This is a genomic window from Vagococcus acidifermentans (assembly GCF_003987655.1).
Classification (GTDB): domain Bacteria; phylum Bacillota; class Bacilli; order Lactobacillales; family Vagococcaceae; genus Vagococcus_B; species Vagococcus_B acidifermentans.
This window is the reverse complement of sequence record NZ_NGKC01000003.1, coordinates 130,056-149,153: the sequence shown is the minus strand read 5'-3', so window position 1 is coordinate 149,153 and position 19,098 is coordinate 130,056. Positions and strand designations below refer to the sequence as shown.

Below are 19,098 nucleotides of genomic sequence, written 5' to 3'. Positions count from 1 at the left end.
GTCGTTGAAGAAATCACTCATGGTCTGTGTTTACTTTTTCCGATATGACTTGTCTATGAAAAAAAGATGAAACCATTATATGTGTTTCATCTTTTCCAACGCATTTAATTTTTAACGACTTGAACTTTTTCCGCTTGTTTCAGTCTTTTTTCCGCAAGCCGTCTCTCCTTTTTTCTCAAATGGACATAGCCAAGGGAAACAATAACGAGGGCCCCAATCAGGTCGACAATGATGTCTTTCATCGTATCCCCAAGTGTCGCATGACCGGACAATACAGTCCCGTCAGCAGTCATGAATTTCTGCATATTGGTGCCGAGAATGTGGTCAGCGGTATATTCATATATCTCCCACACAACACCGCAAGTCACTGCAAAACAAAGCGCAAACAAACTGACAAAAAAAGGACTTAAATGGATGTGGCTTTTTTCGCTGTGATTTAAAAAATCGACAATAACAAAACCTAGAGCACCCAGCATTCCCGCACTAAAAGCATGCAGAATCATATCCCAAAACGGGATTCGGTAATAAAAATTTTGTACCTCTCCCAAGTAAATCGCACAAAACAGAAAAATAAAATAAATAATTTCCATGATGTCAGGTATGTCTATTCCAAACTTTTGTTCAACGCGAGAAGGTAAAAAAATCACAATCATACCGACAACGCACTGCAAAATCATTAACACGTAGTCAGTTTTGACATACTCATATTCTTTCTTAGAGACACCTGACGGCGCATTAATCAACATGACAACAGCGTATACGACCGATAAAGCCAACAGAACAAAAACAACTTTAAAAACAAGTGTTTTTCGTTTATCGATGATATTATTTTTGTTAATTTCCGACATAATAATTCCTTTCCATAAAAACTTTGTAGCCTTATTGTAGCACATTCCGTTCTTTTTGCATGACCATCTTTAATTTTTCAAAAAAATGATTAGAGTAACTGCTCCTTATCCTTCTCCGCCTTCAGAAGCGGCAGCCGCAAACTCTTTTATCGCCGTCATGAAATGTTCGCCATATTTTTCCAGTTTTTTCTCCCCTACTCCGCTTATTTTAACAAATTCCTCAGGAGTGACAGGACATCTCCGGGACATTTCCAGCAGTGAGGCGTCATTAAAAATAATATAGGCGGGCAGCCTTTCCTTTGAAGCCAACTCACGCCTGACAAGTCGGAGTTTTTCAAACAGAGGTGATGAATCTGAAGCTGTATCTTGCTGCAGCGGTGTTGTCCGCTCATCTTCTTTGATCAGCTTCATCTGGAGAGAAACATTATTCTTCAATACTTCTAATGCCCGAGGGCCAAGCTGCAACACTGGAAACTGATCATCAGTCTGAATGAGGTATTCTTCAATCAATAAAAAATCAATCATCTGATACAGCTGATTCTTGCTGGTATCTTTCATGATGCCGTATGTCGACAACTCATCCAAGCGGAATTGCCGGATTTTCTGCTGGCGGCTGCCTCTCAGGACATCAATTACTAACGTCACGCCAAAACGCTCATTCATCCGTTTAACGCACGACAGAATTTTTTGAGCGTCAATTGTCATGTCACGGGTTTCGTAATGACGCCGGCAATTACTGCAGTTATCGCAAGCCGGCAGACTCTTATCACCGAAGTAAGTCAAAATAAAATGACGGAGACAGTGCTGAGTGGTGCAATAAAACGTCATTTGTTTTAACCGCTCGATTTCCTGTTCCCTGAAAGCCTGCTTTTCTTCTTCAGTCATTTGCTGATTATCCAAACTATTATCAATAAAATACTGGTTGGTCCGAACATCACGTTTGGCATACAAAAGGATACACTCCCCCGGTGTGCCGTCGCGCCCGGCTCTGCCAGCTTCCTGATAGTAGTTTTCAATGTTTTTAGGCATATTGTAATGCAGCACAAACTTGACATTTGATTTATCAATGCCCATGCCAAATGCATTCGTGGCGACCATCAGCGGCTTTTCGTCAGAAACAAACGCCTCTTGATTGGCCAACCGCTCCTCCGCACTCAACCCGGCATGATAGCGTGTTGCCGGATATCCCTTCATTTGCAGCGAAGCGGTGACTTCTTCCACTGCTTTCCGGGATGAACAATAAATAATGCCGCTCTGCCGACGGTGTGCAGCAAGATAATCATGAACAAATTCAAGCTTATTTTTAGGCTGTTCCACTGAAAAATAAAGATTTTCGCGGTCAAATCCTGTGCGTTGTACCAAAGGCGTATTCAGCGACAGCCGCTTGACAATATCGTCCTGAACGACGGCAGTAGCGGTGGCAGTAAACGCGGCGACAACAGGCCGTGGTCTGCATGTCTGGATAAAAGTATCGATTTGCAGATAGCTCGGACGGAAATCTTGTCCCCATTGTGACACGCAGTGTGCTTCATCAACGGCAACAAGTGATATCAACGCCTTTTGCTGAAAAGCTAAAAAACGTTCGGTCGCAAGCTGCTCGGGGGTGAGATAAAGTAGTTTGTAGTGTTTGGCCAATGCTTTTTCGAGAATAGTCTCTTGTTGGCTGACAGTCAGTGTACTGTTTAAAAACGCACATGAAACGCCGCTCTCTTTTAAGTTCTGCACTTGGTCTTTCATCAGCGAAATAAGGGGCGACACAACGAGCGTCAAGCCTTCTTGAAGCAACGCCGGCACTTGATAACACAATGACTTTCCCGCGCCTGTCGGCATAATCCCCATCACATCCCGACCGTTCAGAATGGCATCCACAACTTCTTCCTGACCTTCCCGAAAACGGCGATACCCGAAGTAGGAAAATAAGACTTCATATTTACTATCCATGTTTCATCCTCTTCTTTTCATTGCTCATGATAATACCATACTATAAAAGCAGGATAAGTGGAACTTTTATACAATAGCCCTGCTGTTCAAAAATTATAGTTTATGCCAGCTTTCCCGGCAAAAAATGAGAACAAATCTCCGCTGGCTTTGCTATAATATGGTTACTGGCGCGACTCTTTCATAAGAGCCTCAACTCTAACTTCCGTTAGATATACCTAATTGATGATGTGTATACCCTACAACACACCTAAACGTCATCTATTAACGTGGAAACATGGTCATGTACCGCTTTGGCGGCTCATGACCATGTTTCTTTTGCGTTTTCAGGTGTCAGTTTTTACAATGTCCGTTCTATTTGTGTGCTGATTTTTTTAATCAACGCCGGCCAGGCGCTTTTTTCGATTTCCGAGCGCACGCCTTCACTTATCCGGTACCCGCTTTTCACCCGTTCAATTTGGCGGATAAGCGCCTCCTTCAGCCGTTCTTTAAATGCAGGCAAATCCTCCTCATACGGTTCATCCTGATTAAATAGACGGGGGAGAGCAATGTATTCAATGGCTCCCGACTGATTGACAGCAGGCCCCAGCTGATGTTGCAATGCGGCAATGTCCGTTGTAACTGTCAATAATCCGCTGGCCAAAGCTTCAATAGCTGTCAAGCCTAGACCCTCATAATAAGAAGGCAGTACAAAAAGATCGCTTTGCCTGAATACTTGCCCTAAAATTTGCTGATTTTTAACATTAAAATATTTGATCTGACGGTGTCGGTTCAAGTATTCTCCGATTATCTGTTCCATTTCCTCATTAGCCGAATTGATTAACGACAAATGGACATCCGGAAAGTTCGGAGCAATCTGGTCAAAAACAGCCAACAGCTCCAAAACGCCTTTTGCCCGGGACAACTTCCCGGCAAAAACCAGTTCAATCGTATCACTTTCCCGACCCACTTGATCAGAGTGAAAAAATATTTCCGGATCATATCCGCCGCCCAACACAGACAGCCGGCTTTCAGGATAATCGTAAATCTTTGAGATATCTGCCAACTGGTCGTCACTCAAGGCAAAGATATGACTGACACCTGACACATCACAATATCTCTCCAACAAATCGGGGTGCTGCTTTGCCTGACGGAGATCTGTCCCGTGGCAAAAGGCAATAATCGGAATATGAGACTTGTACTTCTGACTCACCAATGTGGTTAAAAACCACAGATGATGACATAAAATGACATCAGGTTGAAAGTCTGACACCGCTGCATCAACTTTTTCAGAAAAAACCTGCTGCCACTGTTGAATCATTTCCGTGCTCATTTCACTATATACCGTACTTGGATATGGCATGACATCGCTCATTCCCGGCAAATCGAACGCACATCGCTGATTAGGGAAAGGCACAGCATAATGATTGCTCTCAGCAATCGGTAAAAAATCCACTTCAATATCTGGAATCAGTCCATACACACAGGCGTTATCTTCAGATGATAACCCTTTGACAACATTCGTATAATAGATGCCGCTGCCGGTTTTCGAAGGCAGCTGCGCCAACACATGCAAAATTTTCATTCTCTTAGCTCCAATTCAACATAGTTTTTCGTGACCATGCGAGAAATTTCTCCCGTCATCAGTCAATCTAACACCTTCCACACCCGACTGTACTCTCTCATCCATCGTGTTTTACTTGGTCAACACTCGGGTGATTCATGGAAAGCAACTTCCGAAAAACCAGCCAAAGTCAAAACAGATAATGACAAAATGAAAAAGCATTTTTTGTCATAACTTTCGTGTTCCGCCCATCATTTTCCAAATAAAAAGCAACAAGATGAGTTTTAGTCGTTAATGAAAGTTTTTTAAGAAAACAACATGTTTTCGTCATAAGCACTCATGAGCTGTCATAAACTAACAACGACATCCACTCCCTTCACTTTCAAAAATCAAAAAAATACCTGCTAAAAAAACAAAAAAATAAGTTATCCGGTGCTTTTTGTTTTTTTATGTTTGTTTTTAAAAAGATGGTTATAAAAACGAACCAAAAACCAAATTAAACGTTTCCAATCGAACGAACTTTCCAAAAGATTCGCCTTTTCAATAGATAAAAAGCACCAGTTATACTAACAAGTATACTATTTTACGATTTATCTAACAATAACGAGTTTTCTATTGTTTTTATCTTAAACAAAGTATAAATTTCTAATTATCTTTTTATATTTTCTTAAATGCTCGTAAAGCCTTATTCTATGTGCTTTCGAGTATTTTTACTGTAGGAAGATACTTCACGTTTCTTTGCATATTTCCTCATGTCTTAGCTGTCAGAAGTGGTAAATAAGTAGTAAATTCATTTGTACTACTAAGCAACAAGACGCTCCTGTTGCTTCTCTTTATTCAAGCGTTTCATTTCTGCCATTGCAGAATCGAATGTTGCATGTGCGTAATAGTTCAGCGTCATGGCTATATTAGCATGTCCCATAATGTACTGTAATGCCTTTGGATTCATTCCTGCATTTGCATAGTTGGTACAGAATGTATGTCGCAAACTATGTGGAGTGATGTGTGGCAATTTATCCTCGTTATACTTATTGTATTTCTTAACAAGACCTTTCATCATGCCGTTGTAATCACTTGCCACTTTTGGATAGTTCTTTCTATTAAGAAAGAGGAAATCACTATATCCATCAATCTCAACACGCTTATCATTCTTTCGATTCGCTAACACTCGCTTAAATGCTTGATAGGCTTCTTCAACCATAGGAACTTGACGTTCGCCACTTTTGGTCTTTGGTGTTTCAATGTAGTACCCAATTTCAGTATCTCTCAATAGCTGATGGTCTATATTGACAAGACGATTCTCAAAATCTAAATCTGGAAGTGTCAAACCACCAAACTCTGAAATACGAAGACCTGTTTTTAAGAGTATCAGAATTTCATCATAATTTTTGCTGTAGGTTTTATCAGCTTTTGCAAAGGCTAACAGTTTTTCTTCCTGTTCTTCTGTTAGTACGGTCTTAGGGACAGTATCATCATCAAGAACTGCTTTCAGTTGAAAGTCAAATGGATTCTTCCGAACACAATCATCTTGTATAGCAATATAGAATGAAGCCTTTAAAGAACGTTTGTAGTTATTGATGGTTTGATAAGCATAACCATTTTCACTCATTCTAATAGCCCATTCTTTAGCGTCTGATGGCTTAATACTGTCAATACTTCTTACACCTAACTTGTCTTTCTTCAAAATATCCATAAGATATTTGCGTCCAGTTTCAGTGTTTTTTCTAACCTTTGGTCTTTGAGCGTTCTGTTTTGCGTAAAGCTGGCAGAGTGTCATTTTCTTTCCTACAACATCAATACCATCATGAATGTCTTTCTGTAACTCTGCGATTTTCTCTCTAAGTGAGATACAATCACGCTTTCCTGCTGGTACTCGGTCTGTAGCCACAAGTTTCCACGAGTAAACAAATTGCGGTTCTCCAAATGAATCTATATATTTGTATAAGTATCTTCCGTCTTTTCGTTGGCTCTCTCCAGTCTTTAAGATTCGACCTTTATTGTCACGTCTTTTTTCTGACATGGCATTTGCTCCTTTCCTTTATGGAAAGAGCCTTGATACGACTTAATACTATTTTATCATATACAAGACCCTTTGGCGACGCTAGATTGCGTCCAATGTATCTATAATTTTTTCAAATTGTTTTCGTTTAATCTGAATACGATTGCCATTCATAATCAGCCAATTTGCATTTTTATTTTCCTCTGCCAAGCGTCGTAGCTTGTTTTCGCCAATACGAAAATATTTTGACGCTTCTTCAATGGTTAGGGTATAACGTTCCCAAATAGGAATGTCAGTCTGCTTCATAAAATCCTCCTTTCCAAATCACTTATTTGGATTTCATAAAAGTTGTTTTACCAGCAATCGAACAGCTTTAGCAAAGCTCACGGGAGTTCCACCCCTGCATGGTTCTCATGTAGCCATACTCATTGCCTGCGACGGTTTTATCACGCTCGGACTATTGACTGTATGGGAGTATCATTATCACGATAAGAATGTCGTTGCAGGCAATCCTGCTAAAGATTGCTTCTCGGATCACTAACATGAATCGCTCGCTATCTTTATAAGATAGGTCATGGCGGTTAGTTCCGTTGGCTCTTTTCTTATCGAAACGTATTCGATTACTTTTATTCAGTTTTCAAAGAACAATGGCTCGTTAGCCTATCAAAACACATTGAAAGCTCAATATGCTTTGGTGGAATAACAAACCTCCCTGTTCGGGAAGCGTGGAATGGTTTAGCACGCTTCCACGAAAGGAGAGAGGATATTACTTAATTTCAAATGACAAAATCTTTGTAATCAGTCTGGTTTCCATTCTTCCACGTAAGACTTCATCAACGACCATACTTTGATTGCCATATTCATCTTTCATAAGTCGTAGGGAACGCTTCGTTATGTACCCTCTGTAATGATGTAGAATCTGGTTAATCGCTTCGGTATCGCCATCTGTTGCCTTTACAATGAGAGGAAAGGGAATCATAGGATATTGTGTTTTCATTCTTCAAATTCCTCCATAAACTTTTTAATTAAGGCTAGTCCACTGGTTCTATGCCGATAGACAGTAGAACGGTTCAATTTCAACAGGTCTGCAATTTCTGAATCGCTCATGTCCATAAAGTAAAACAGCAGTAGAATTTCACGTTTCTTGTCTGGCAACTCACGTAATGCTTCACTCAACAAATCATTTTCAACGCCTACTGATAACCCATTGAGTGTAAAAATCTGAAAGTCAGTTGAATAGTTATCTGTTGTCGCAAACTGGCTAACAAGATAATCGCCAACATCCGAAAAGGACACCTCACGCTTTGCAATCCTTGAAAGATAAAGCATATAATTCTTTCGCTCGTCTTCCATAGCACGTTTACAGATATAGTCAAACTGATTTTCTATTGTGGTCTGAAAAGAAGATGGTTTCATGTTTCTCACCCCCTTTCTGTCTAGGAAAGGAAGTGAGCCTTGCTCGTTTATCTCCTTTCACTCTTAGTCCCAATGTGAAAGGGGGATTTGTTGCATTACTGATAAATAAACTTTGTAAAAAAGTTCTGAATAGCCAAAAAAGCATATAAACAGATTTATTTCTCTGTTTACATGCTTCTGTTATTCTATCTATATGATTTATAAAACCACATTGGTGGACGTACTTATCTATTGCAGATAGACGACTTTTTTTGACAAGAACCCAATGTAAGGAAATTTATTGTATATGATGTACTTCATGGCGACGTTGACCTCCAACAAACCGCCATTTGGAAGTAATATAGGTTCTGTTGCAAAGTTTTAAATCTACTATCAAATAAGGTAGAATAATAGAAAAAGATAGCAGGAGGAATGACGATGAATCATTTTAAAGGAAAGCAATTTCAGCAGGATGTGATTATTGTAGCCGTGGGCTACTATCTTCGTTATAACCTTAGCTATCGTGAAGTTCAAGAAATCTTATATGATCGTGGCATTAACGTTTCTCATACGACGATTTATCGTTGGGTGCAAGAATATGGCAAACTACTCTATCAAATTTGGAAAAAGAAAAATAAAAAATCCTTTTATTCATGGAAAATGGATGAAACGTACATCAAAATTAAAGGAAAATGGCATTATTTGTATCGAGCCATCGATGCAGATGGTTTAACCTTGGATATTTGGTTACGTAAAAAACGGGACACACAAGCAGCCTATGCTTTTCTTAAGCGGTTAGTGAAGCAGTTTGATGAACCGAAGGTTGTAGTCACAGATAAAGCCCCCTCTATTACAAGTGCCTTTAAGAAACTAAAAGAATACGGCTTTTATCAAGGGACAGAACATCGTACCATTAAATACCTGAATAATTTGATTGAACAAGACCATCGTCCAGTAAAGAGACGCAATAAATTCTATCGAAGTTTACGCACTGCCTCTACCACGATTAAAGGCATGGAAGCCATTCGAGGATTATATAAGAAAACCCGAAAAGAAGGCACTCTCTTCGGGTTTTCGGTCTGTACTGAAATCAAGGTATTATTGGGAATCCCAGCTTAAATCATAGATACCGTAAGGGATTTTATTCTTTATTTAAAACTTTGCAACAGAACCCCAAATATTCTTTATACCATTGACGTAGTGCACCAACGGATGGATAACCTAATTTTCGAATGGTCGCAGTATAGGAACAATCATATTTTAAAAATAACTGAATCGCTTTTACACGTTCCTCGTGGGAAAACATACGGACATTCCTCCTAAGCTTATTTTTAGTCCAGGTTTATGTCCGCACCCCCGAACCTACAATTTTAAGTTGCCCTTGACATAACTCCCTACTCCTGAAAATGCTCATGCAATGGTTGATAAAGATGATATCCTAGCAGGCAACCGATAAAGTTTAAGAAGATATCACTTATCGCAAATGTGCCAAGGTAAAACACAAACTGTATCATCTCAATCCCCACAATCGTCAGGAGAGCTACGATGACAAACTCCCGATAACGAGCCTTCATCCCATACAAAAGTCCCAGTGGTATGAAGTAGCAAACATTTAGTAGTGCCTCAAGCCAGCTTAGCCTCCCACCCATCAAAAAGTCGATAGTATTCAGAATCAAGGCCTGATAACGGGGAGCCTTGGTGAATAAAACGACGAACAATAAGAACAAATACACACTAAAAAATAGATAAAGATAAACTACGGATAATTTTCCTAAAGACCACTGTAGGTAAAACAACCAAATCACCAATGCAAGAAAACTGATTAACACCAATTCAGTATAGACAAAACGCTCCATCGTCTGGGCAATCCGAGGATACCCCGCTAGAACCGACAGAGCAATAAAGTGGATTAACAGACCACTGACGCCCACCGCAACTAGCAACGCCACCACGTTCTTGATTACTCTCACGTCATCCACTTCCTTTCACAAAAATGGCGCCCCACATCAGGACGCCATTCATCACTATTGGTACTTAAAGGTCCAACTCACCTTTCAAGATGTCTTGCACCCGTTTCAACTCATCTTCGGAAACCCGTTGGTAACTGATATTGTCTTGCATGAAGCCTTCTCCTTGCATCTGCTCTGTCTTCACATTGGTAAAGGCATCCCGATAATTCAAGGCAATCTTCTTCATGTCAGCAAAATGCATATCCGTGGTCACATTGGACTCCATCGCCTCTAAGACTTCTTGATACTTAGTAATCCCATCCATCGACAACAGCTTCTTCACGACACCGACGACGATGGCTCGCTGCCGTTCTTGCCGACCATAGTCTCCTCGAGGATCTTCCTTACGCATCCGGGAAAAGGCAAGTGCCCTATCGCCATCCAACGTGTTTAACCCATGCTTGAAGGTATAGCCACTTTGAGTGAACTCACCACTATTGGAAACCTCCACGCCACCTACCGCATCTACCAGTTCCTTGAGGCCCTTCATGTTAATAGCTACATAATGATCAATCGGAATATCCAGATAACTTTCCACCGTATCCATCGACATCGCCGCCCCACCAAAGGCATAGGCGTGGTTAATCTTATCATCTGTCCCATGACCCACGATCGGCACATAGGTATCTCTGGCAATGCTGACAATCGTAGTCTTCTTATCTTTCGGCTTAACCGTCGCCACCATCATGGTATCCGAACGCCCCTGTTCCGTCCGACCCAAGTCCCCGGTATCGATCCCAAGTAACAAGACTGAAAAAGAATCTTGCTCTTCCAAGTCTACTGCCTGTTCCCGCTTGGCTGGGTTTTTACGTTTAACAGATTCATACGTCTGATCCGCTGACCCTCGGACATCGAAGTAAACCTTGGCACCAAGTCCGACTACTACCAATGTGATTGCAAGAATTAGTCCTACGATTCCTAAAATGATTTTTTTCCCTGTTGACAATGAATGATCCCTCATTTCCCTGACTAAGTTAAACAAAAGTACTGCCTATTTACTCAATAACACGCTATTCTTAATGATAATTAAGTTAGTGGGGGATGTCAAAGTAAATTTGATCTGTGGTGAAATAATAGTGGTTTCCCTAGAAAAAGTTAATCAATAACTTGTCTGTACTTAATTGAGTGAGTTAGCAATTATATTTTTTTGAAAATCGCTAACTACTCTATCCATAATCTGAGTAATTGAAATTTCCGGAGTCCAAGTTAAATAAATTGCCTCAGCCGAATCATTTCTCATATCAAATTTGTCAATAGGAAAAATTGCTTATTCATTTATACTTCTCAACATTCCCGCCAATGCTTCTGTCGCTTGCATGAATCTAATCTCTTCTAAAAAGATCTCTTGTATAAACTTTATCTTTAACTTCTTTCAAGATATCTTCAAAACGATTTGAAACAATTACATCAGAAATTTTCATAAACTCATCAAAATCTTTTACCACACGAGAATTGAAAAAAGTATCAGCATCCAACGTTGGTTCATACACGACTACTTCAATCCCCTTTGCTTTGATACGCTTCATAATACCTTGAATAGAAGAATAACGGAAATTGTCAGAATTAGCTTTCATTGTCAGACGGTATATTCCGACCACCTTAGGATTTTTATTGATAATTTGTTCTGCAATAAAATCTTTCCGTGTTGTATTGGAATCCACAATTGCACCAATGATATTATTTGGCACATGTTCATAATTAGCTCTTAGTTGTTTAGTATCTTTGGGTAAGCAATAACCACCATAACCAAATGAAGGATTATTATAATGAGAACCAATACGTGGATCTAAACCAACACCATCAATTATTTGCTTGCTATCTAGACTGCGAGATTCGGCATAAGTATCTAATTCATTAAAATAAGCCACCCTCAATGCTAAATACGTATTAGAGAAGAGTTTAATTGCTTCTGCTTCAGTTGAATGCGTTAATAAAATTTGAACGTCATCTTCATGCGCATTTTCTTTGAACATATTGGCAACTTCTTCACCACGTTCAGAACACTCTCCAACAACGATACGTGATGGATGCAAATTATCATATAATGCCTTACCTTCTCGTAAAAACTCTGGTGAGAAAATAATATTCTCTGTATTAAACTTCGCTTTAACATCAATCGTATAACCTACTGGAACTGTAGATTTAATAATGAACGTTGCATCTGGTCTAATGGCCAATGCTTTTTCGATGACATCTTCTACCGTAGAGGTATTGAAGTAATTTTTCTTTTCATCATAGTCTGTCGGCGTTGCGATAATTAAGTAATCTGCAAACAATACAGCATCAGAAAAATCCTTAGTAAATTCAACATGTAAATCGGCACGCTCAAGAAATTCATGAACTTCTTTGTCTTCCAAAGGTGATTTTCTCTGCTGCAACATATCAATTTTTTCCTCTACAATATCATAAGCTTTAACTTCTTCTTTTTGACTTAATAATAACGCGTTTGCTAGGCCGACATAGCCTAGGCCAAAAACTGAAACTTTCATAAAAATCTCCTTTTTAATTAAATTCACTTTTTTCAGACTTCCCAGAGTTTGAGATTAAAATAGGCAACGTAATAATAAAAATAGAAAAAAATACGTCTACATACCCGATAGAAAATAAACTAACACTTTCAAAAACTCCCAAGCTTAAAAAACCAAGTAATCGTGCATAAATTATATTTTTATCCACTTTAGCAGCATTATTAACTGCCAGGTATTTAATTACTGATATAATAACAACTGCGGTAAAAAGCAACTCTAAGATTCCACCATTCAATAAAAGTTCAATATAAAAACTATGGAACTGCTCCAACAGAAGGCCTTTTGTTTTAGCAATTCTCAATGCAGTATTTAAACCAAGACCAACTATAAAATTATTTTCAGCCAATACTAATAAGCCAATTAACCAGATACCACTCCTACCCGTAGTACCACTTTCTGGTCGAATTATCATATTTCTTATGAACATAAATAAAGAATTATTGCTCATAAGTACCATTGTCGTTCCATAAATAAATAGAGCTAAAGACAAAACCTTTAATAAAAGCTTACCTCTCTGATTTAAAAATACATATATGAAAAATACTGCCGTAGCTAATATTGCACCTCGTGACATAGTTAGAACGAGATTAACTAAAAAAAGAGCAGAACAAAAATATAAAAAAATGTTCACATTTTTTGATTTGTTTTTATATGCTTCAATTAGTGTTAGTTCAATAAATAGGAAGGATCCGAATTGATTTCTGTTCGAAAAAAAACTTTTTAATGATAGTTCATAGCTACTATTGATAGAAAAAAAATGTAAAATACTATTGAAATTAACTATCATATTGTAAATACAGGCTACTATGCCTAATATAATCATATACTGATAAAATTTGAAGAGTGTTTCCTTTTTCAGATTTATATTCTTCGGTAAACTAAAAAAGAGAAACAAAGTTATTGCTTTCGCAAATACATTAATTAAATCAAATAATTCAATGTTTATTTCCATAAAAATATTCGATATAACAGTTAAAGATAAAATATACAAATAAATTAATGACATCATAATATATTCAAGTCTTATATCATGATTTAATCTGAAAGAGGCATGTAATACAACAACAACCAAAATAATAAATGATGTAGCGAGTAACGGTAACAATAGAGCTTTTTTACCAGTCAAATTGACTATCGTAAAAGGTAAGAGCATCATCACAATTGAAAAAAATAAAGCTCTTATATAGTTAAGTTCATTTTTATCGATAAACATCAGAGTTTCCTTTCCTTGAGAAAAGAATTAAATATTGTAATAATTGTATAGCCCGCGCTATAACACTTGACCATGCAAATCCTTGCAAACCAAAAATATTACTAAAAACTATCGCTAATATAAAAAACACAATTCCATATAGCAAGTTTATATTAATAATTCCTTTTGTTCCTACATCGACTAATACAAAAGTTTTAGAAATTAATGAAGCAATTGATAGGCCTGATGCTATACCAACTGGGAGAATTATAGATTTGGCAAGTTCAAAGTATTGATTATACAGGAAATAAACTCCAAGATATGAGGTAACAATACTTAGAATACAAGATCCAATAAGAATAATGATTTGAAATTTAAAAAAAGTAGTATATGAATATTTTTTTTGTTGCTTTGCCAGCTTCGCGATTAAAACGCTATTTATTGGATTGACCAATAATGATAAAAATTTTGACATGGCAGAAGCACTATAATATATGGCAATAACATTAAGGCCTAACAATGGACCTATAATAAATCTATCTAAATATGATAATCCATTTAGTAGTAGTGAAACCATTGCAAGGTTTAAATAACTGGTATATACGATTTTTTTTTCTTTAATATCTCCACTATCTCGCAGATTTATGTTCCAAATTTTTTCTTTTTGGGAAATAAAAATCAAATAAATTACTGTAACTAATTCACCTATTAGAAAAGAAAAAATGGGATTTCCTGATATGATAAAAAGCAAAACTCCCAAAATAACCCCTACTCCATAAAAAAAATTTCCATATAAAATATATTTAAATTTATTTTCCAATCTAAAATAGGAGCTAAGATACTGTTTAAAGCTACACAAAAAGCAGGTAAGCAGAGCAAGGAGAAACTGTAAAGAATCAGAATAAATAAATAAATAAAGAAAAATACTCAAAGGTAGTGATACAGAAAAAATTTTTATTATCAAAACATTATAAATACTATCTTTAGATACATTATTATCTTCAAGAATTCTGGTATTTCCTAGCTCAGTTCCTATCACTATTGATACGATATTTAAAACGGTCATAAATAGAATTATTTTAGAAAATTCAGACTCAGTAAGAGAACCTGATAACATAGGAACTAAAATAATTTGTTGTATGAAAATATACATACCAAAGGCCATTATATTCGAAATATAATCTCCAAATTTTTTAAAAAAAATATTCATATCATCTTACGTATCCTTTGTATTTCTTTTGTGGCAATTCCAAATAAGTTCCAATTTCTAAATCAGTATCACCTTTAAAATAATTAGCCATCCCGCCCATTGGAGTAAAAGTTAACTCTCCAAATATTACTCTTCCTTTTTCAGAATAAAGATCTACCCTTACAAAAGGAAAATCTTCTGATAATATTTTTGCTGCTTGAATCATATCATCAAGATTTTCTGGTCTTTTAGCATTTTTTAAAACAGTACTTTTTTTCTCATCAATATAGTCCAAATACTCCCACTCTAAATTATAGAAGCCCTTTTTTTTCTTCCCTGTGCCTAGATCTCGTTCGTCAATACATAAAATAAATTTTGGAATTCCATTAAAGCAAAAAAATTTGTAATCTTGAGGTAATGGCAAATCGCTCTCAATGAATTCCTCAATAATTATTGAGGGGTCAATTTTAGAATACTGAAATTCTAAATGCTCCCTACCATAGTCTTCACTGAGCCATGTTTTTAATAATGATTTAGTACTTTTTATATCGATACTTTTTGAATCCCTTACTATAATATTTGTTCCGCAAGAATTTGTAGTTTTAATCACATATTTTTCTGGAAGATTTTTCCAATCAATATCATCAACATTTTTATAGACAGCATATAGTTCTATCAAAGTATGCTTAAGATTTTTTTTTATAACATAGTCTCTAACTAATAACTTATCGGCACAATCACTTATGACTCTTCTTTGCCAGTTAATTTTTAACCACTGTAGTTTTTCATTGAAGCTTGATGGATTTCTTAGATTCAATTTTTTTTTCATTTTTAATCTATAAGCTATTTTTGTAAGCAACTCTTCTGGAAATATATGTGTTAATAAAACAATTATTTTATACTTTATTTTCCTCATCTCAATTACCTACCTCGTACTCTCTGCTTTCTCCCAAAACGGCTTTGACTTACCAGAAATCTCTTTTATTGCTCCAACTAATTGAGCTAAAATAGTCACTATATAATAGGAAAGAAATTTTATATACTTATTTTCTGACTTTCGTCCAAAGAACGAAGTAAAGTAAATTAACAGTTGACCTATTAATAAGATAGTAAAACTTGTATTTTTTGTTGTGATTACCAAAATCAGATTTAATAGAAAAACAACAATATGCATGAAATAAAGATTATTTCTAAGCGTTCTATGAGAGAAATAAAATAATGTAAATAAACCATATTTAAAAAAATTATATTTTTCAAAATCAATAAAATTGATCATGATAATCTTTCGGGACATTCGTACTTTTCTTTGAAATTCATCCTCATCAGTTTCTCCGGCTTTTTCAAAGGCAAGTGCATTTTCATTATAAATTGCCCGTTTACCAGAAATCACAAATTTCGGTGGGAATACACTATCATGACTATAAATTGGATCAATCACCATATAATCTTTCTTCCGAACCGCATAAATACTACCATTACCTGCTGTGATTGAAGATAAACCAGATTCTATTTTCCTCATGTAAAGATCAATATCCCAATAGGAAGATTCAGATTGACTTGTAATATTTTCCTTATCATTTGTGTATATAAGTTTTCCGGCTACATAACCAACATTTTTATCAGATAAAGATAAAACTAATTGATTTGCTGATTCTCTATCTAACATTGAGTTTGCATCTGTAAAGATAATGACTTCTCCAGAAGCATGATTAACTGCTTCATCTTGGGCATTTGTCTTACCTTTTCTATCTCTGACCTTATAAAGACTAACTTTGTGAGGATATTTACTCGCGTATTTCTTCACAATTTCATTAGTACCATCTGTGCTGTTATCTGAAGCAATAATAATATCAAACTTATTATTGGTAAAATTTAGATCAAGTAAGTTTAAAATTTTTTTTTCGATAACTGATTCTTCATTATGTGCAGGCACAATAATTGTTACTGTCGGATTATACGTAGATGTAACCTGTAACTTTTTATGTGGTAATACTTTACTCAAGAATTGTAATAAAATCGGATATCCTATCATGGTGTATATAATTAAAAATGTAAATATCCAAAATAAAACTTTCATACTACTATCCATTTAATCACTATTCCCTTCAAACTTCTCATTCGTAACACTTGTCCCAGAAGATATTCCTTCTTTAACAAATACTTTCTTTATTGTTAAGAAAAAGATTGATAAATCTTGCTTAAAAGTAATATTTTCGACGTATTGACAATCTAGCTTGAACTTTTCAGTCCAACTAATTGCATTCCGTCCATTTACCTGTGCTAAACCTGTTAATCCAGGACGGACTTGATGTCGGTGACGTTGTTCCTCGTTATACAAAGGAAGATATTCTACTAAAAGTGGACGTGGTCCCACAATACTCATATCCCCCTTGAAAATATTCCATAACTCTGGCAACTCATCTAAACTAGTTGCACGCAATAGTTTACCAAAAGTCGTCAATCGAATGTCATCTGGCAATAAATTACCTTGGTTATCTGTTTCCGAAGTCATCGTCCGGAATTTGTACATTGTAAAAATCTGTTCATTTAATCCTGGTCTCTTTTGATTAAAGATTACCGGTGATCCGAGTTTTATTCGAACTAAGATGGCGACAATCAATAATACTGGACTTAGAATAATCAGCGCCAATCCCGATAACAATATATCAATGAGTCTTTTTACAAATCGCGCATAAAAAGTCTTACTTTTCATTGGACAATACTCGCTTAATCGTATTTGTAACTCGATATAACTCTTTATCAGTCATTTTGGTATCTGAAGGTAAGCATACCCCTGTTTCAAATAAGGTTTGGGCTACGTTTCCGCCAATATAATCATATTTTTCAAATACTGGTTGAAGATGCATTGGTTTCCAAATTGGCCGAGATTCGATATTCGCTTTATCTAGCTCATCCATCAAGTAATTAGGATCTACACCATCTAGTAAGATAGAGCTCAACCAAAAGTTTGATTCACTCCAATCATTTTCTGGCATAAATGATATTTGAGGTAGTTCAGCGAGTTCTCGTTTGTAAAACTCATGAATGTTTCGCTTTTTAGTAATCCGATTAGTCAATACTTTCAGTTGTCCACGTCCAATGCCCGCAACAATGTTACTCATGCGATAGTTGTAACCAACCTCACTATGTTGATAATGCCGAGCTTTATCCCGAGCTTGGGTAGACCAAAAACGAACTTTTGCAATCCGTTCTTCGTCCTCGGAAACTAGCATTCCTCCACCAGAAGTCGTGATAATCTTATTTCCATTAAACGAAAAGATCCCATATTTACCAAAAGTACCAGTATACTTTCCTTTATAGGTAGTTCCTAGAGATTCGGCAGCATCTTCAATCAAGGTAACACCAAATTCGCTACAGATTTCCATAATTTCATCTAATTGAGCAGCTAAACCATACAAATGAACAACAACAACAGCTTTTGCATTTGGATATTTTTCCAAAGCTTTTCGCAAAGCCATAGGATCCATATTCCAGGTTTCTAGATTACTATCAACAAACACAGGGATTGCATTTTGGTAGATAATTGGATTGGCCGTTGCTGAAAATGTTAAAGACTGACAAATCACGATATCACCTGAACCAACATCAGCTGCTTTTAAAGCCATATGAATAGCCGAAGTACCAGATACTAGAGCTGCAGCGTGACCAACGCTGACAAACTCAGCAAGCTCTTTTTCAAAGCCATCAACATTTGCTCCAAGTGGTGCAATCCAGTTTGTATCAAAAGCTTCCTTGACATACTCTTTTTCGTATCCTTGATCACTCATATGAGGTGATGCTAACAAAATTCTTTCATTCTTCACTCTCAATCCCAGCTTTCTATTATCTTAGTGGGAACTCCCACACTTTTGGTACCATTTGTGATATTTCGGATAACAACAGAACCAGCTCCAACGATATTGTTATTACCAATTTTGATACTTTGGATAATTTTTGAACCAACACCTATTTCGTTATCATCGCCAATTTTTACCATACCAGAGATATTTACATTTGGATAAATTGCATTGAAATTTCCAATTATTGAATCATGACCAATTGTTGAGCTAATATTTATCATATTAAAATTGCCAATAGATATATCTGCAGTATAAGTAGTATTAGGCATGAGAATATTTCCAATACCCAAATCAACCTCAAGTCCCACGAGTGAAGTAGAATCAATAAGATTTGGGAAAAAAAGATTTGGATTTGCTTTTAATTTTGTATAAATTTCTTTTTTTATTGCAGGCTTGGCAATCCCTATAGCAACACCTATTTTATCTGAATAAGATAGTAAACTATCAATATTACCTAAGACAGGTTTATCAAGGATCATTGGGGCTAAAGTCGTATCATCATCCACAAAACCAATCAATTCAAAATCTGATAATCGCGATACTAGAAAGGCAATTTCTTTTGCAAAGCCACCAGCACCAACTATTACAATTTTCATA

General features: G+C 36.4%; 19 protein-coding genes. 1 reads left to right on the top strand and 18 read right to left on the bottom strand.

Annotation, left to right across the window (positions count from 1 at the left end):
* Positions 1-104: 104 nt before the first annotated feature.
* The 7 genes from CBF27_RS04210 to CBF27_RS04175 form a co-directional block, all read right to left on the bottom strand.
* Positions 105-848 (bottom strand): DUF2238 domain-containing protein, encoded by a 744-nt coding sequence (locus CBF27_RS04210; RefSeq protein WP_126812693.1) that lies wholly within the window; start codon positions 846-848, stop codon positions 105-107.
* A 105-nt stretch (positions 849-953) separates the two neighbouring features.
* Positions 954-2,789, bottom strand: coding sequence for a DNA helicase RecQ (recQ, locus tag CBF27_RS04205; RefSeq protein ID WP_126812690.1), 1,836 nt, complete (start codon positions 2,787-2,789; stop codon positions 954-956).
* Positions 2,790-3,126: 337 nt separating this feature from the next.
* Positions 3,127-4,350 (bottom strand): glycosyltransferase family 4 protein, encoded by a 1,224-nt coding sequence (locus tag CBF27_RS04200; protein ID WP_126812688.1) that lies wholly within the window; start codon positions 4,348-4,350, stop codon positions 3,127-3,129.
* A 781-nt stretch (positions 4,351-5,131) separates the two neighbouring features.
* A complete protein-coding gene (locus CBF27_RS04195; protein WP_001291561.1) occupies positions 5,132-6,349 on the bottom strand; it encodes a tyrosine-type recombinase/integrase in 1,218 nt (405 codons plus the stop codon).
* 81 nt (positions 6,350-6,430) lie between these two features.
* A complete protein-coding gene (locus CBF27_RS04190; RefSeq protein ID WP_000814511.1) occupies positions 6,431-6,634 on the bottom strand; it encodes an excisionase in 204 nt (67 codons plus the stop codon).
* A gap of 460 nt (positions 6,635-7,094) precedes the next feature.
* Positions 7,095-7,325, bottom strand: a complete 231-nt coding sequence (locus tag CBF27_RS04180; protein ID WP_000857133.1) for a helix-turn-helix domain-containing protein — start codon at positions 7,323-7,325, stop codon at positions 7,095-7,097.
* Positions 7,322-7,744 carry a sigma-70 family RNA polymerase sigma factor gene (locus CBF27_RS04175; protein ID WP_000804885.1) on the bottom strand — a complete coding sequence of 141 codons (423 nt, stop codon included), beginning with the start codon at positions 7,742-7,744 and terminating at the stop codon, positions 7,322-7,324. The genes CBF27_RS04180 and CBF27_RS04175 overlap by 4 nt, the downstream gene beginning before the upstream one ends.
* A 417-nt stretch (positions 7,745-8,161) precedes the next feature.
* On the opposite strand from CBF27_RS04175, the gene CBF27_RS04165 reads away from it, so the two are divergent.
* Complete coding sequence (locus tag CBF27_RS04165; RefSeq protein ID WP_001015311.1) at positions 8,162-8,842, top strand: IS6-like element IS1216 family transposase; 681 nt, start codon at positions 8,162-8,164, stop codon at positions 8,840-8,842.
* A gap of 22 nt (positions 8,843-8,864) precedes the next feature.
* On the opposite strand, the gene CBF27_RS04160 is transcribed toward CBF27_RS04165, so the two are convergent.
* The 11 genes from CBF27_RS04160 to CBF27_RS04110 form a co-directional block, all read right to left on the bottom strand.
* The gene (locus tag CBF27_RS04160; RefSeq protein WP_126812686.1) at positions 8,865-9,029 is read right to left on the bottom strand and encodes a transposase; all 165 of its coding nucleotides are present in this window, start codon (positions 9,027-9,029) and stop codon (positions 8,865-8,867) included.
* Positions 9,030-9,117: 88 nt separating this feature from the next.
* On the bottom strand, positions 9,118-9,693 hold the full coding sequence (locus CBF27_RS04155) for a VanZ family protein (RefSeq protein ID WP_126812684.1): 576 nt from the start codon (positions 9,691-9,693) through the stop codon (positions 9,118-9,120).
* A gap of 64 nt (positions 9,694-9,757) precedes the next feature.
* Positions 9,758-10,693: an LCP family glycopolymer transferase gene (locus CBF27_RS04150; RefSeq protein ID WP_211334602.1), complete on the bottom strand. Its 936-nt coding sequence runs from the start codon at positions 10,691-10,693 to the stop codon at positions 9,758-9,760.
* Between the two features lie 361 nt (positions 10,694-11,054).
* The gene (locus CBF27_RS04145; RefSeq protein WP_126812680.1) at positions 11,055-12,221 is read right to left on the bottom strand and encodes a nucleotide sugar dehydrogenase; all 1,167 of its coding nucleotides are present in this window, start codon (positions 12,219-12,221) and stop codon (positions 11,055-11,057) included.
* Positions 12,222-12,234: 13 nt separating this feature from the next.
* Positions 12,235-13,473, bottom strand: a complete 1,239-nt coding sequence (locus CBF27_RS04140; protein ID WP_126812678.1) for an O-antigen ligase family protein — start codon at positions 13,471-13,473, stop codon at positions 12,235-12,237.
* The gene (locus CBF27_RS04135; protein ID WP_126812676.1) at positions 13,460-14,662 is read right to left on the bottom strand and encodes a lipopolysaccharide biosynthesis protein; all 1,203 of its coding nucleotides are present in this window, start codon (positions 14,660-14,662) and stop codon (positions 13,460-13,462) included. The genes CBF27_RS04140 and CBF27_RS04135 overlap by 14 nt, the downstream gene beginning before the upstream one ends.
* A gap of 1 nt (position 14,663) precedes the next feature.
* Positions 14,664-15,557 carry an ATP-grasp fold amidoligase family protein gene (locus CBF27_RS04130; protein WP_126812674.1) on the bottom strand — a complete coding sequence of 298 codons (894 nt, stop codon included), beginning with the start codon at positions 15,555-15,557 and terminating at the stop codon, positions 14,664-14,666.
* A gap of 9 nt (positions 15,558-15,566) precedes the next feature.
* A complete protein-coding gene (locus tag CBF27_RS04125) occupies positions 15,567-16,730 on the bottom strand; it encodes a glycosyltransferase (RefSeq protein ID WP_245985946.1) in 1,164 nt (387 codons plus the stop codon).
* The gene (locus tag CBF27_RS04120; RefSeq protein WP_126812672.1) at positions 16,731-17,354 is read right to left on the bottom strand and encodes a sugar transferase; all 624 of its coding nucleotides are present in this window, start codon (positions 17,352-17,354) and stop codon (positions 16,731-16,733) included. It abuts the gene before it with no gap.
* Positions 17,344-18,465 (bottom strand): DegT/DnrJ/EryC1/StrS family aminotransferase, encoded by a 1,122-nt coding sequence (locus CBF27_RS04115; RefSeq protein ID WP_126812670.1) that lies wholly within the window; start codon positions 18,463-18,465, stop codon positions 17,344-17,346. Before CBF27_RS04115 ends, CBF27_RS04120 begins: the two co-directional genes overlap by 11 nt.
* A gap of 2 nt (positions 18,466-18,467) precedes the next feature.
* A complete protein-coding gene (locus CBF27_RS04110) occupies positions 18,468-19,097 on the bottom strand; it encodes a NeuD/PglB/VioB family sugar acetyltransferase (RefSeq protein ID WP_126812668.1) in 630 nt (209 codons plus the stop codon).
* Position 19,098: the final 1 nt, after the last annotated feature.